The following is a 14,439-nucleotide window of genomic DNA, read 5'->3' as shown; positions in this document are numbered from 1 at the left end:
CCGGAGGGACAACCCTGATCTCCGCCCTTGCGGCAGGCAGGCCCTGCAATCGTTGCCCGACCACTTCGTATGACCTGGTTCAGGTCGACCACAAGCGAGACCTCGACGCCAGTGGTTCTGGCGATTACACTCTGAGACGGGGCCGCAAGGCTTGCCCCGGAACCAATCTCTATGCCTGTTCGAGATGGAAATGGCGCCGGGTAATACTCTGAAGCCGATACCGCCAAAAACGGCACCATGCCCCCAGCCTTCGAAAACGCTTGATCCATGAGGGGTCATCCTATCTCCATTGATCATTATAATGACGATCAATCTGTGATATTATAATGATCGACATCGAAATAGGAGACTCGCTGTCATGTTCATGAGGTTCGCGTTCGCAATTTTCGCCGGCGGCGTGCTCGCTTTCTTCGCCCTGCCCGATCAGGAAGCCGGCCTTCGCATGCTCAGCTTTTCCACTGCTTTCTTGATCCTGTCCCTCGCCGCCGTCTGTGCCATCAAATTTCTAACCCACAGTATCGGACGTCATCGTCTTCGCTCGTCATTACAACTGTCGCGCTGTGATGACGATCTTTCTTTGCATGACGCTGCAAAGTTCGAGCGCTCCGCTTGGTCAACGTCCGGCGTCAACCCCCAGGATCCGAAACTGGCCTGGCAGTACCGCGTCAACGATCAGCGCCTTGGCCGCTTCAAACTCTAACAGGCTCTCCTTGCCAGGATCTGCTCAATCACGCACACAGACGATCCTGCTATTCCGCCAGGTCTGTGATCTCCTGATACGATAGCCCCAAATGATTCGAGGCTTGCGCAAGGCAGCGTCCCGAATTCCCAAAAGGCCCAGACCGAGACGCCCAGGAACGCCGCCAATGTGCCGATCGTCTGAAGGTCGGGTTGCGCGCCTGCTGCGCAGACATCACCATGCTGCGGTTCGCGCGCAAATGGTTCTCGTAATTACCTCATGCAACGGCTCCTGATCGCTAATCTCGAGTGTTTGCGAATCGCGCTTTCAGCGATGCAGGCTTGGGCTACCTGGCCGAGGCGACCCTGCCGTCAGGACGGCTAAGTCCTGGCCCTTGAAACGCCCCGGCTATTTCGCCGGGAATGTTTAACGCGCTATTTAATCATTCTATTGATCCGATAGCGAATTGGCGACATTATCAGGTCCATGACAAAGGTGTCGTGGCCAAGCGCTGCGCAGGTATATCGCGCTTTAGGAGGGTTCCCGGCGCGCGGGAGCTACTTGTGCCGTTGCCCAGTACCAAGTCACGGGCAAGGGAAAGGCGACCGCCATCCCTCCCTCTCTGTTCGTGACGGGGATTATCGTCTTATGCTCTACTGCTTTGCAGGTTGCGATCCCGTCGACATCGAGACCGCTATTGCGGACCTGGATTTGTCGAAGCGCGCGGCCGAGCCTCTGCGTCGTGTTCGTCCGGCGGCGCCCAAAACCACGGCAGCGGACGCGCTCGCGCTCTGGTCGAGAGCGATTGCGCTCGCCGGCACGCACGGCGAAGCTTATCTTGCCTCTCGCCGTCTGCCGGCGACGTTGCCAACTGTGCGCTATCTGCCGGATTATCGGTTGGGAAAGAACCGCTTTCCCGCGCTGGTGGCTGCTCTGCAGGCCCCAGACCGTTCGATCTGTTCGGTGCAGCTCACCCTCTTGCACCCGACACGGCCAGAAAAGGCTGCGCTGGACGAGCCGCGCCGCATCATCGGCCCGAGCCGGGGCTTTGCCTTGCGGCTCGCCCCAGCGGCCCACGTCCTTGGTATTGCCGAAGGCTATGAGACCGGCCATGCCGTAATGCTGCGATACGGCCTGCCCGTCTGGTGCTCATTGGGAGCACCACGGTTGCCATTACTTCAGCTGCCCGAATGCGTCCAGCGGATCGTCGTCTTCGCCGATCCGGACAAGCCCGGCCTCAGCGCGGCCGAACGCGTTCGCGAAGCCAACCCTGAGCGCCAGGTCCTCATTCACAGACCGCCCGACGACCGGGATTTCGCGAAGCTGTGGGAGGACGATCCGACGCCCGAGACCCGACCCTTGGATCTTCTGCTGCGCGAAACACTCGGCGCAGACACCTGAGCCCCTCGGCGGCCAGCTTGGCCATCAACTTTGATCACAAATTTGGCACCACTTGTTCTGGCGAAGGGTGCCTTCGAGCATCTGGAACCTGCACCAGGTGCGTGCCTATCTCTACTCGACACCCATGCTTTGGGGTCAGATGACCGGCCGAAGTCTTCCGCCAGAGGATACTGTCGATCACTCGGTTAAGGCGCTAACCCGCCTCGCTGCACAATCGCTCAACGAGAACTCACAAACGCCAAAAGCAGAGGAAGGGAATTTTACAAGCCGCCACAAATACGCAATTCTCTTTCTCTATATTTATATACATCTTGCCGCGGCTGCGGCCCGCATTTTTCAAGGAGAGGGCCAGGACCAGATGACCAGACCCGCAATCGTCGGATTTTCCGGCAGTTTCAGTTCTCCTTCCCGCACGCGCGCTTTGGTCGAAGAGATAGCGAGGCGAACGGCGCACCAATAGCACCAATATGAGAGAAGCTTCGAGGTCATAGATATTGGCCAGTTCCTGCCTTCGCTCGGCGCCACGCACCGCCTCTCCCCTGCGTAGCCTTCGAAAAGCTCAGAGGCGGCGAGTGCGAACCGCCTTGGTCGCGAATGATTGACACCAGGAAGAACGCGTTCCGCCAGCGCTGAACAAGGAAGCCGGAAGAAAGAATGGCCGGGCTCGGATACGGCCCGGCCAAAAGAAGGTTAAAGCCTTCAGGGAGGAACACCGTCCGGTGGAAATGGGAGGAAACCATCGAACGATTTTACCTGTTTGATCTTATTTCAACGCCTTGGCGACGAATAGGATTCCAAAGATCATATAAAACGGCACAAATTCGTGCGCCACATTACAGAACGTCACAAGCGCGCGGTTCCGGTCTTGAGAGGTCACCATAGTGGCGTAGCTTCGTCGGATCCTCCGGCACGAGGACATGACCGCGTGCTCTTCATGCACGCCATCGATGAAACAGTTTACGTCGAGGATCGAATTGTCATCATGCTTCACCATCCCAGGCGGATCACGCCGCGGACGGGCTACATCGCCGCCACAGCCGCTGCTTGCGGCTCTATGGTCGCCTACCTGAAACATCAGCCCATTCGAGTCTGCTGGGTTAACCACTGTCAATCTATGGGAAGCATCGTTGAGCCAACGGGTTGAACGAAACATGGGTTCAATGATTTAATCATAAGGCGAACGATCTAAAGTCGGATGGCACCTTATGAGTGACTTTGCTATTCTGGGTCGCACGGTTGGCCCGCAGCACCCGGAAATTCAGACGCTCTTGCGTCAGGCGCGGGATCAGCAAGCTCGGGTCTTGTGTTTGTGTCGGCATCCCGGTGTGCCGATGTACATCGCCGCCGTCGGCGAGGAATTGATCATCAAGCGCATGCCGAACACCGGCAAGGACCATGCGGTCGACTGTGATCGCTATGAACTGCCCCTTGCGCTGTCGGGAAAGGCGGAGATCCTAGGTCAAGCAATCGTCGAGGACCCTGCATCGGAGGCGGCGCGGCTGAAGCTGGCCTTCGCACTGACACAAGGCAAGGCGCGACAGGGATCATCCGGCGAGGGGGCTTCCCACCATACTGTGAAGGCCGATCCGAAGAAGCTCACGCTGCGAGGCTTGCTCGACTATCTCTGGGAAGAGGCGGAGCTGACATTAATGGCACCCGGCTTTGTGGGAAAAAGAAATTGGGGGTTGGTCCGGAAATTTCTTTGGGGCGCGGCCGATGCGAAGTCGAGCCAGAAGTTCCAATTGCGCGAGCTGCTGTTTATGCCGGCAATGTACTCCCCTGAGCACAAGGATCGCCTGGCAGCGGATCGGGAGCGGGCTTTCGCGGCGGCAGCCAAGGCGAAGCACAAGAAGATCGTGATCGGCATTGTGAAATCGCTCGATCCTGCCCGGTTTGGCGGCAAGCTGTCGATCAAGCATATGCCCGACGCGCCGCTCTTTATGGATGAGAAAATGTTCAGGGCAGTGCCGAAGCGCTTTGCAGCAGAATTCGACCTGTGGCGACTGCACGAAAATTCGCGCCTGATCACCATCGCAACGGTCATGCAGATGCCGTCCGGCATTCTGTCGATCGACGAAATCGGCTTTATGAACGTGACGGAGAATTGGATTCCATTTCAGCACAACGACGAAAAGGAATTGATCGAGGTCCTGACCGGGGAGCATCGGCGGTTTGTGAAAACGTTGCGCTATAACGTCCTGCCAGCGGTGCCGATGGCGTTCGGTCTTCTGACCGACGTTGACCAGCAGGGAACGGCGCTTTTTGTCGTACCGCATAATGCCAAGGAGGCCGTACGGTCGGAATTCGACCATCTAGTTTCAAGCTGCGAGCTTGGGACCTGGTGCTGGGACGCTAGCGGTCCCCGGCCGGCGCTGCCGGGCAAACAGCAGCGGGTTCCCGGGCCGGACAGCAGACCGGCCTTGGAATATCAACCCAACACGTGAAAAGCGAAAGTGCGTGCGAGGGCCGTGACCAGGGAGTGCGAAAAGGAGAAGGCGATGCTGAAGAAATTCGAGATGGATCCGGGAACGGGCATTGTCATCGCAACAGTCCTCATTTTGGTGCTGTCCGGCGCCCGACTTTTGAATCAGTGGGACACGCTATCGTTTTGGCGAGAGCCGGGGCTGGTCGCGGCTATTGTTCTCGGATTGATTTCGGCGATTGCGCTTGCCGTCGCGTTCGTGGTCCGGCGATGGCCTCAGCAGAATGTACAGTATGATCCAACGCGCCGGGGACCGGTTATCGATTTGCAGGCGGATTCGGAGACTGACCAGCCTGGTTAGATGCGTTTCGGATATCGCGGAGGATCATGGCATTCGGATCGGGCACGTCGGCAAACTGCCACAGGCCAAGGTGGTGCTTTTTAGCGACCTCCTGCGCGACGATATAGGGAGCATGGACCGGAGAGCCGTTCGGAGTGACGGCCGCGAACGCCCAGCCGGTCGAGATCAGCGCCGTGCCGAGATCGATGCGAGAACCGGCCGCGGATCCTGAAGTGGGCTGCGCGACGCAAACGACGAAGCGCGTTTTGGTCGCGGCCTGCCAAGCGGCCGTGTAGCATTGAGGTTTGAGATCCCGGATGAGAGAGACGAGCATTGCAAGGCTTGCCTCCCCGCAATCGACATGCCCCCCTGCCCTATTTGTGAAATATGTGCCTCGCAGGCAGGCTTGAACGCCGTAGAGACGGTGGGTCTCACCGGCATAGGTCCAGGTGTCGCCGGTGCTGAACGATGCTGCGGCGGGGATCGGAAACCAGGGATTGGATTTGTCCTCGGCCAGTGCCGGAACACTGGCGAGGACGGCCGCGAGAATGCCGGCGGCGGCGAAGCCAGATTTCATCATTGATACCTGCTCAGATTGAACCAGAACCGTTGTTTGCCGTCGGTCGTTGTGAGATCGAGATAGTTTGGCTCCGTCCTCTGCTCGCGCCGCGTCACCGCCGATGTTGGACGCGCACCGTAACCCGAGCCTCTCGGGTAAGTGCTCCAAGAGGCATTCGTCGCATTCCGCGCAGCACAGAAAGCGCCGTTGCTGTCTGGCTTGTAGACGGTTTGTGAGCGAGAGCTGTTGTCGCTTCCGCTCGATTCCGTCTCGGGCGAGACGGCGATCGTGCCGTCCGGGCAGGGTTTGAATTTCTCATATCCGATACGACCGGAACTGCCGGCCTCGGGGCACTGAGGCCAGGGCTCCCCATGCGCGACCATACGGAAAGCGCGCTCGACCGGGGGCACACATTCGCCGACGCTCGCCCAACCCTGCGGGTTGAGGATGCACAGCAAAACCTTGCAGCCAAAATCATCAGCACGGGCCGGCGCCGCCGACAGAACCGACAAGGTCGACAAAAACGCCACAACGGAAAGAACCCTGCTCATTTTCATTGCGTCAGCCTCATTTTCGCGATTGCGGTTCATCGAGTCATTGTATTAATTCAGCGTTTCAGAATCGGCAACGGCGCAGGACTATTTTAATGATTCGATCCCGCAAAACGGTACTTGCAGCGGGTGCGATCCTGGTGACGTGCCAAGCGGCGTCTGCACAGGAAGCTTCCCGGAACGCCCAGGGCAGCGTCACGGCACCTACCGGTCGCATCGTCAACGCGGCCGTCGACGCCAAGGGCCGGGTGATGCCGGCCTTTGAGGTTGGGAGCCATGACGTGCAGCGGATCGGTACGGCGGGAAGCGCTGACAGCGCGGCCGCTACGGTGACATCGACCAAGGCTGACAACCCCTGCCCCGGCGTCGCTGCCCTGCCGAACGAAGAAGGACAGCGCATCGTCGAAACGGTCGCGCGCCAGCAAGGCTTTGCCCCGCCCCTCGTCCTCGCGGTTGCCCGGGCCGAAAGCCGCTTCAATTCCGGCGCGCTATCGCCCAAAGGAGCCTATGGCCTGATGCAGCTTCTGCCGTCCACGGCGGTAAGCTACGGGGTCGATATCTGCGATCCCGCGGATAATGTGAAAGGTGGAATCGGCTTTTTGCGGGATCTGCATCGCAAATTTCCGAACCCGATATACATGCTCGCCGCCTACAATGCGGGCGAGGTCGCGGTTCTTAAATATAAGGGCGTCCCGCCCTACTCCGAGACGGTTGGCTACGTCGCCAACGTCATCAACGATTTCTACCAATGGCCATCGGCCGGGTCTGAGGCGGTGACGCCCGCAGGGGCGGTAAGCCTTGACCTCGCCGGCGTTCAACAGGCTGCGGCCGGCGCAGCTGATCAACGAAATGATCCGACATCCCGCACCAACTCCCGCAATGGCAGCACAATGTCGTCTCGCGAAGCGACGGCGCCGGTCTGGCAGGGCGGGATGGTACAAAACTTTGACTGAGGAGAAGCTTTGATGACCTTGTGGAAGATGATTGCTGCACGCAGCGCTGGTGTGGTGATGCCGCTCATGCTCTTGGCAACGCAGGCGATGGCCGGGGGCGGAAATCTCCAGCCGGTGCAAAGCACGCTGCAGACGTTGGTGCAGACCCTGACCGGGCCGATCGCGACGGCTTTGGCGGTTCTGTTCTGCATTTTCATGGGCTTCATGGCCTGGGCGGCGCGCCTGTCGTGGTTTGTGGCCGGAAGCTGGGTCTTGGGTATCGTGCTGGTCTTCGGCTCGGCTCAGATCGTCGAATTCTTTCAATCCGCGGTCGGCAGGTGATCGGAATGGCAGACGACCGGATCGATCCTGGCGAGCCCAAATTGTTGATCACTCCGCTGGTCAAGGGCTTGACCCGAGCGCCGACGGTGCTCGGCATTCCCTACGAGCTTGCGGGGTTCATCGGCGTGCTGACGGCGGTCGTGTTCCTCGCAACCCATAATCTGGTCATGCTCTGTATCTGCGTGCCGCTCTATGCTGTTGCCAGGATCGCGATCATGCGCGATCCCATGTTCATCGAGATCATGTTCATCCGTTCGCGAAAGACGCCGCCCCGAAGCGCCAGCTTCTGGGGCGCGCGCAGTTATCGGGTGTGACCATGGCAATCGCGCGGGCTCTTCGTGATGAACTGAGTTTCGGGGCCGTGTCTCGTCGGGAGAATCCGGTTTCGGCCCATATACCCTATTCGCGGCATGTGTCCGACGAGGTGATCAAGACGCAGGACGGCATGTTGATGTCCTTCGTTCACATGAGCGGACTGTGCTTCGAGACGATCGATATCGCCGAGATCAATTCGCGCCTGCTCGGCCGCAACGATCTCATTCGGGGGTTGGCGAATTCCCGTTATGCGATCTACTCGCATATCGTGCGCCGCGAGGTGAAGCCCGCGATCGAGTCGAGCTTCGAAAACAAGTTCTGCCAAGAGCTGGACCAGCGCTATACGGCGGCCCTGCGCACCCAGCGCATGTTTGTGAACGATATCTACCTGACCATCGTGCGGCGCGAGCTGCAGGGAACGGTCGGGACGGCGGATCTCGTGATCCGCAAGCTTTTGGGACGAAGGGCTGCGGACGGGCGATCTTCGAGCGAGGAGCGGGCGCTGATCGAACTCACGGACGTGATGAAAGCCGTCCGAGAGAGCTTGCAGGCGTATGGCGCGCGGGTTCTCAGCGTCGTCAAGCGCAGTGACGTTTGGCATTCCGAGCCGCTGGAATTCCTGGTGCAGCTCGTCAATGGCGGATTTCCACGGCCGATGGCACTGCCGCGTATGAAACTCGCGGAGGCGCTAGCGACGAAGCGGCTGTTCTTCGGCCCGAATGCGCTGGAAATTCGCGGGGCGTCCCCTGGCGAAACGCGATACGGCGCCATAATTTCGGTAGGCGAGTACCCCTCCATTACGGGACCGGGGATGCTCAACCCCATGCTGAAGGTGCCGCACGAATTCATCGTGACGCAATCCTTCGCCATCATCGACAAGCCCCAGGCGCTGACCCAGATGGAGCGGGTCGGGCGCAAGATCGACATGTCGGATGAAGCCGGCTCGATCGTGGCCGATCAACTCGGTGAAGCGCGCGATGAGCTTCTGTCCTCGGAAGCGCTCTATGGCTTGCATCATCTGACGGTGCTGTGCCTCGGGAAAACCATGGACGACGTGGCGCGCTGCGTGACCGATGTCGGCACGGCGCTGACGGAGGTATCCGCCCTGTGGGTTCGCGAGGACCTGAATTGTGAACCTGCGTTCTGGGCCACCCTGCCCGGCAATTTCGCCTATGTGGCGCGCAAGTCGATGATCTCATCGAAGAACATGGCGGGCTTTTCGGCCTTCCATAACTATCCGAGCGGCCGGACCGGCGGGGTGCATTGGGGAACGCCGATAAGCGTCCTCGAGACGACGTCGCAAACGGCCTACTTCTTCAACTTCCATGTTCGAGACCTCGGCAACTTCACTCTGAACGGTCCCTCGGGCTCGGGCAAGACGGTGCTGCTCGGCTTTCTCGCGGCACAGGCGCAGCGCATCACGCCGCGCCCCAAGCTGGTGATGATCGACAAGGACCGTGGCCTGGATATCTTCGTGCGGTCGCTTGGCGGCCGCTATGAGGTTTTGAAGGCCGGGGAGCCTTCCGGCTTCAATCCGTTGCGCCTGCCCGATACGCCGCGCAACCGGGAATTTCTCTTCCAGCTTTTCAGCTTCATGCTGCGTCGATCCGACGGACACGCTCACTCGACGCGCGAGGAGCAAGTCATCCGCAACGCGATCGCTCAGGTGGCGAGCGCGCCGACCGAAGGTCGAACCATGGAGGAGTTCGCCGAGCTGTTGCGCGGTGCGATGCGCGCCGGCGATGACGATCTCTATTCGCGCTTGCAGCCATGGATGAGGCCCGATCAGCGCGGTTGGTTGTTCAACAACGCGGAAGACTCGTTTTCGATGTCGTCCATTTTCGGCTTCGACATGACGAGCGTGTTGAGTGACGCAACGACCAGCACGGCAGCCTTGCTCTATATCTTCCATCGCATCGAGGAGCTGCTTGACGGGCAACCGGTCATGATCTTCCTCGATGAGGGCTGGAAGCTTCTGGACAATGATATTTTCAGCTACTTCATCAAGGACAAGCTGAAAACCATTCGTAAGCTGAATGGCATCGTTGGCTTCGGCACGCAGTCAGCGGCGGACATTGTGAAGTCATCGATCGCCAACACGCTGATCGAACAGACGCCGACCAATATTTTTTTCCCCAACCCGAAGGCCGACGAGGAATCGCACAGGGCGTTCGGGCTGTCGGAGCGCGAGATCAAATGGATCCGCGAAACCCCGCCCGAAGCCCGCAAATTCCTGATCAAGCATGATCAGGACAGCGTCATTGCGCGCCTCAATCTGGGCGCGATGCCTGATGCGATCAAGATCCTCTCCGGTCGAATTGAGACGGTTCAGGAGCTCGACGCGCTACGCGCGCGTGTCGGCGACGATCCGCAGGTTTGGTTGCCAATCTTTCTTGGGAGGGACCCGGAATGAAGACCATTATGGGCACGACGGCCGCCCTTGTGACGATTTTCGCGGGATCGACGGCCATGGCGGCCGTGCCGGTTTCTGACAGCCCTATTCTGTCGCAGCGGAGCGAGGACAAGGCCGACAAGGTTCAAATCAAGCTCATCCAGGAGGACACCAAGTCCGCCACGCAGGGCGTCAATTGCTCGGTCACGACACCCAAAAAGGCGCAGAACGTGAAGAGCCCGAAGGCATCGGTCGATCCGGCGAGTGGCCGGGCGTCCTTGGAAGAGGCCAATCCGGACGTAAAGAGCTCTTCGGCTTTCGCCTCGACCGGGTCGGGATCGGGCGCTATCGGCGGCAATGCCGGCGAAAGGGGCCAGTTGGATATCACCGGTCAGGTTCTCGGCGGCATGAATGGCAGCATGTCGACCGTGGCCCCCAATAGGCAGTCCTTCGAGACCATGGGTCAGGATATCGGGACTGACAAAACGGTCATGGAAGCCTTCGACCGCAACAGCGCAATCCGCGCCCAAGGCGGGCTGACCTTCAACGAGGTGATCCAGGCGACAGGGTTCTTCGCCCAAGCTTTCAACGTGCGCAACATCGGCACTGCCACACTGACAAGTCGGGGATCCTCCGGCCTGGTGGTGCCCACTCCCGCGTCCCCGCCGCCTGGTTCGGGTGGCTCGACAAGCTGTCCCGGGGCTACGAGCGGCGGCGGCACGGCCGGCAACCCGTGCTGCCCGTCGACGGACGGCGCATGCACGGCGCCGCGCACGACCGACACGGTTGAAAACCTCTCGCCCGTGCTTTCGCAAATCCAAAGGGACGCGAATCGCGCTCCCGTGACAATGACGACCGACGAACTGATGTCGGCCGTCAAGCAATATCAGGCTCAATAGGAGAAAGCGCTATGCGTGGAATTCCGTTAACAGCGGCACTCTTGCTTGGCTTGGGCGGCCTCGCCTTTGCGCAGGTGCCTACGATCGACCAGGCCAATCTGGAGCAGGCTCGGCAGATTGCATCGGCCACGAGCGAGATCCTCAGCACCGACCGCAACATCATGAACTATACGCAAAAGACGCTGCAGGCCGTCACCGGCGACCGGTCGAGCCAGGCCGGCCAGCTCGCGCAGATGGCTTTGGGCAATGGCGGCTTCTCCATGGGGGAGGCGCCTTCTCTTGGTAGCGTGATCTCGGGCGGCTCGTTGTCGTTCGCCGGCCTCGGCAATGGATCGCAGGGCATCGTTTCGAACATGATCAATGGCTTGCAGCTGGTGAAAACCATTTCGGGCCTGATCAATGGCCAGACGACGCAGATGGATAAGAACTACAGCGCCCTGGTGAACGTCGCGGCCACGGTCACCGGACTGGTCGACTCCTCGCAAAATGGGGTGAAGACCCGTTCCAGCGCTTTTCAGTCGGGCGCTCAACGGATCGGCACGGCGCAGGACATCAAGGGCTCGATCGATCAGAACAGCCAGATCATGGTGCAAACGGGTCTGACCGTGAACGAGCTGATCGGCGCGGTGAACACAGCTACTGCGGCCGCCAATCAGGAAAACATCGATCGTATGAACCTGATCACCCAGGCCTCACGGGGGCTCGAATACAAATCCGGCCAATGACGGTGCGCTTTCTTCTATCAGCGGCCGCCATCATTGGTGCTGTCGCGACCTCCGGGTGCGGCCACAAGCCGCTCAAGGCTCCATGCTCGCGCGACGAGGGACCGATGCAGCCGATGGCGTTCGCGGCGCCCGAACCGAGAACAGAAGCGACGAAGCCATTCGAGTGCGGTCCGATGAAGGCACTCAATAGCGATCCATCTCTGTTTCCAGGCGGGACGGCGAAAAAATGAACTTCAATATCACGACGCTTCTGCAACAGGTCGACAAGTTCGGCAATAACTATGTATCGCAAGCCTACCAGAACCTCGCGTCGGCCCTGACCGGCGGCGGACAGGTGGGTGTCGCCGGCCTGATGCTGACGCTGTACGTGATATTCTGGGCCATGGGCATCTGGCAGGGAACCTCGACCGGATCGGGAAAAGAGATGGTCTGGCGCCTGTTCCGCGCCTTCGTCATCTACGCTCTGGCGACGAGCTGGGGGGACTTTCAAACATATGCCTATTCGTTCGCGAATGAGACACCTTCCGCGATCGGGAACAGCCTTCTCACGAGCGTTTCGGCCAATGTGACCGGGACATCGGCCGGGCTGAACTCCGTCGACTCCGTGCAGACGGCCCTGCAAAACATCTGGGATTCGCTCGCCAATTCCACCTCCGCCTTTATCAAGAGCCTTGGCGTGTTGAACTTCGGCGGCTACGTACTGGCGGCGATCATCCTTGTCGTCGGCGCGCTGCTCATCGGCTATGCGATCTTCCTCATCATCCTGTCGAAGATCTTTCTTTGGCTTTTGCTGGCGCTCGCCCCAGTGTTCATCATTCTTATGCTGTTCGGCTATACGACCCGGTTCTTCGCCGGCTGGATAACCGCGATCGTGCAGTACATGAGCGTGCAAATTCTGGTCTACGCCTTCTGTGCCTTCTTCATCTCGATTACCCAGACCTATTTCGACGCGGTCAACCGGTCGAATGGTGCTGCGACAACGACCTTGACCGAAGCCGCGCCGCTGATCCTGATCTGCCTCGTCGGCGTGCTGCTGCTGTCGCAAATCACCAACGTTGCCGCCTCGCTCGCGGGCGGAATTGGTATTGGAACGCCTTCGTTTGGGCGCTTCTACGGCGGCGCCTTCGCAGCGATGGGCCAAGCCGGTCAGCGCAGGCTAATGGGACGCTTGGGCTGGAGCACGCGGCAGGAACGTCTGGCGGGTCGCGAGCGGGCGCGCGTGAGCCTCGCACAGAGAAGGTATGAGGATTCAGCGGAATATGCACGGCTTTCCCGAAAGCTGACGGATCCCGCATAGGTTTGGGGCACCAATGAGCGATGTGAAGGAAAGCGCTGGGGGACCGGCGAAGGAAACCGAGTCTCCCTTGCCGTACTACGTGGATGCGGCAATCTGGGAAAAAGATATCGCGCGGCGCAATCGCTGGTCGCGATCTCTGGCGTGGTGTGTGGCAAGCGTCGCCTCGGTCATTGCCGTTGCAGCGGTGGGCGCGCTGATCCTTGCGCTGCCGCTCAAGACTTATGAGCCCTACATGGTGGTGGTCGACAAATCCACCGGGTTTGTCGAGGTCAAGCGGCCGCTGGCCGACGGGCCTTTGCAGCAGGACGAGTCGATGGGGATGTTCGATATCGTCCGTTATGTGAAGGCTCGCGAGACCTACGATCCGAAGGCGCTGAAGGACAACTTCGATCTCGCGCAATTGCTGAGCGCCGGCGATGCCTCGAGGGAGCTCGTCGAGCTTTTCAGCCCGGCAAACAAGGTGACGAACCCGGTCGTGCTCTATGGGCGAAACACCGTCGTGGCGGTGACCGTGAAATCGGTGACATTTCCTAACCAGAGGACCGCCCTGGTCCGGTTCATGACGGAGGAAAAGAGCCAGGCGAACACCGTGCAGCGGCATTGGGTGTCGTTGATCCGGTTCCGCTACACCGGCGTGCCGGCAAAAAACGAGATCCGTTTTCAAAATCCGCTCGGCTTCCAGGTGCTCGAATATCGGCGCGATCAGGAGACGGCGCCGGCACCCACCGCGGAGACACCGCAATGAAGGTCGCCGGCATCCTGATGGCAATCGGGCTCGGCGTTTGCGCGGTTCAGCCGGCCCTTGCCGAACAGACCCCTCGGGCGGGATCTCGTGACAGTCGCATTCGCTTCGTCTGGTATCAGAAGGACGATGTGGTGTCGGTGCCGGCCAGCTATGGCGCCTCGACCATGATCGAATTCGGCGATGACGAGAAAATCGAAACCCTCGGCGCTGGCGACGTCCCGGCCTGGAGCATCGAGCCCAACAAGAAGGGCAATGTGCTGTTTGTGAAGCCGATCGAGAAGAATGCGGGCGGGAATCTCAATGTCCTGACCAACAAGCGCAGCTATGTGTTCTTCCTCAACGGCGAGTTTCGGCCGGTTGCGCAACAAGTCTATGCGATCAAGTTCCGCTATCCCGAAGAGGTGTCGGACGCGGCGCTGATGGACGAAGCCCAGGCCCGGGCGGCACAGCCGAACCGGCAGGGTTTCAAGGCCGAAAACGCCAACTCGTCCTATGCCTATAAGGGGTCGTCGGCAAATAAGCCGCTCGTGATCTACGACGACGGCGTGAAGACCTGGTTCCGCTTCGATCCGGCAAGGGAAGTGCCGGCGATCTATGTCGTCGACAGCGAGCGCAATGAGACGCTTGTGAATTATCGCCGCGAGGGCGCGTACATCGTCGTCGACAAGGTCAATTACCAATGGACGCTGCGCAATGGCAACGAAGCAACCTGCGTCTTCAATCTGAGACTGAACAATGTGAACGAACCGACCGGGCTCGAACCTTACGAGCCGCAGCGTGTCGGCGGTGGGACTGTTCGGAAAGTGAGGGGGCCTGATGCCATCTCCCAATGAGTACAGA

Annotated in this window: 16 protein-coding genes; 13 read left to right on the top strand and 3 right to left on the bottom strand. The window is 59.8% G+C overall.

Translation table 11 applies throughout. From position 1 onward, the window contains the following. Nucleotides 1–358 precede the first annotated feature (358 nt). Together NKJ08_RS03715 and NKJ08_RS03710 are read left to right on the top strand one after the other, a co-directional pair. Nucleotides 359–700 (top strand): hypothetical protein, encoded by a 342-nt coding sequence (locus NKJ08_RS03715; RefSeq protein WP_352567018.1) that lies wholly within the window; start codon nucleotides 359–361, stop codon nucleotides 698–700. Nucleotides 701–1,327: 627 nt separating this feature from the next. Continuing rightward, nucleotides 1,328–2,080: a DUF7146 domain-containing protein gene (locus tag NKJ08_RS03710; protein WP_352781331.1), complete on the top strand. Its 753-nt coding sequence runs from the start codon at nucleotides 1,328–1,330 to the stop codon at nucleotides 2,078–2,080. Between the two features lie 229 nt (nucleotides 2,081–2,309). On the opposite strand, the gene NKJ08_RS03705 is transcribed toward NKJ08_RS03710, so the two are convergent. Then, complete coding sequence (locus NKJ08_RS03705; protein ID WP_352754242.1) at nucleotides 2,310–2,609, bottom strand: hypothetical protein; 300 nt, start codon at nucleotides 2,607–2,609, stop codon at nucleotides 2,310–2,312. 676 nt (nucleotides 2,610–3,285) lie between these two features. Between NKJ08_RS03705 and NKJ08_RS03700 the strand changes: the two genes are divergently transcribed. Both NKJ08_RS03700 and NKJ08_RS03695 read left to right on the top strand, forming a co-directional pair. Then, nucleotides 3,286–4,524 (top strand): DUF1173 family protein, encoded by a 1,239-nt coding sequence (locus tag NKJ08_RS03700; RefSeq protein WP_352754240.1) that lies wholly within the window; start codon nucleotides 3,286–3,288, stop codon nucleotides 4,522–4,524. A 54-nt stretch (nucleotides 4,525–4,578) separates the two neighbouring features. After that, complete coding sequence (locus tag NKJ08_RS03695; RefSeq protein WP_352754239.1) at nucleotides 4,579–4,863, top strand: hypothetical protein; 285 nt, start codon at nucleotides 4,579–4,581, stop codon at nucleotides 4,861–4,863. Here the strand turns inward: NKJ08_RS03695 and NKJ08_RS38930 are convergent. After that, the gene (locus NKJ08_RS38930; protein WP_502906304.1) at nucleotides 4,820–5,176 is read right to left on the bottom strand and encodes a hypothetical protein; all 357 of its coding nucleotides are present in this window, start codon (nucleotides 5,174–5,176) and stop codon (nucleotides 4,820–4,822) included. The two genes, NKJ08_RS03695 and NKJ08_RS38930, sit on opposite strands and share 44 nt — an antisense overlap. Before the next feature lie 242 nt (nucleotides 5,177–5,418). After that, a complete protein-coding gene (locus NKJ08_RS03685; protein WP_352754273.1) occupies nucleotides 5,419–5,991 on the bottom strand; it encodes a hypothetical protein in 573 nt (190 codons plus the stop codon). A 212-nt stretch (nucleotides 5,992–6,203) separates the two neighbouring features. Between NKJ08_RS03685 and NKJ08_RS03680 the strand changes: the two genes are divergently transcribed. The 9 genes from NKJ08_RS03680 (at nucleotide 6,204) to virB9 (ending at nucleotide 14,432) form a co-directional block, all read left to right on the top strand. Continuing rightward, nucleotides 6,204–6,905: a lytic transglycosylase domain-containing protein gene (locus NKJ08_RS03680; protein WP_352781328.1), complete on the top strand. Its 702-nt coding sequence runs from the start codon at nucleotides 6,204–6,206 to the stop codon at nucleotides 6,903–6,905. Nucleotides 6,906–6,917: 12 nt separating this feature from the next. After that, nucleotides 6,918–7,226, top strand: a complete 309-nt coding sequence (locus tag NKJ08_RS03675) for a TrbC/VirB2 family type IV secretion system protein (protein WP_352754237.1) — start codon at nucleotides 6,918–6,920, stop codon at nucleotides 7,224–7,226. 5 nt (nucleotides 7,227–7,231) lie between these two features. After that, the gene (locus NKJ08_RS03670; RefSeq protein WP_352739492.1) at nucleotides 7,232–7,540 is read left to right on the top strand and encodes a VirB3 family type IV secretion system protein; all 309 of its coding nucleotides are present in this window, start codon (nucleotides 7,232–7,234) and stop codon (nucleotides 7,538–7,540) included. Nucleotides 7,541–7,542: 2 nt separating this feature from the next. Beyond that, nucleotides 7,543–9,954 carry a VirB4 family type IV secretion/conjugal transfer ATPase gene (locus NKJ08_RS03665; protein WP_352754236.1) on the top strand — a complete coding sequence of 804 codons (2,412 nt, stop codon included), beginning with the start codon at nucleotides 7,543–7,545 and terminating at the stop codon, nucleotides 9,952–9,954. Then, complete coding sequence (locus NKJ08_RS03660; RefSeq protein WP_352781326.1) at nucleotides 9,951–10,832, top strand: hypothetical protein; 882 nt, start codon at nucleotides 9,951–9,953, stop codon at nucleotides 10,830–10,832. The genes NKJ08_RS03665 and NKJ08_RS03660 overlap by 4 nt, the downstream gene beginning before the upstream one ends. 11 nt (nucleotides 10,833–10,843) lie before the next feature. Beyond that, on the top strand, nucleotides 10,844–11,557 hold the full coding sequence (locus NKJ08_RS03655) for a type IV secretion system protein (protein ID WP_352754234.1): 714 nt from the start codon (nucleotides 10,844–10,846) through the stop codon (nucleotides 11,555–11,557). Nucleotides 11,558–11,783: 226 nt separating this feature from the next. Next, the gene (locus NKJ08_RS03650; RefSeq protein ID WP_352754233.1) at nucleotides 11,784–12,854 is read left to right on the top strand and encodes a TrbL/VirB6 family protein; all 1,071 of its coding nucleotides are present in this window, start codon (nucleotides 11,784–11,786) and stop codon (nucleotides 12,852–12,854) included. Nucleotides 12,855–12,867: 13 nt separating this feature from the next. After that, on the top strand, nucleotides 12,868–13,599 hold the full coding sequence (locus NKJ08_RS03645) for a VirB8 family type IV secretion system protein (protein WP_352492034.1): 732 nt from the start codon (nucleotides 12,868–12,870) through the stop codon (nucleotides 13,597–13,599). Then, nucleotides 13,596–14,432 carry a P-type conjugative transfer protein VirB9 gene (gene virB9 / locus NKJ08_RS03640; RefSeq protein WP_352549319.1) on the top strand — a complete coding sequence of 279 codons (837 nt, stop codon included), beginning with the start codon at nucleotides 13,596–13,598 and terminating at the stop codon, nucleotides 14,430–14,432. The genes NKJ08_RS03645 and virB9 overlap by 4 nt, the downstream gene beginning before the upstream one ends. Nucleotides 14,433–14,439: the final 7 nt, after the last annotated feature.

Source organism: Mesorhizobium sp. M0244, assembly GCF_040321795.1.
GTDB lineage: Bacteria > Pseudomonadota > Alphaproteobacteria > Rhizobiales > Rhizobiaceae > Mesorhizobium.
Note: the sequence above shows the minus strand (reverse complement) of the source record. Positions and strands in the feature narration are given on the sequence as shown.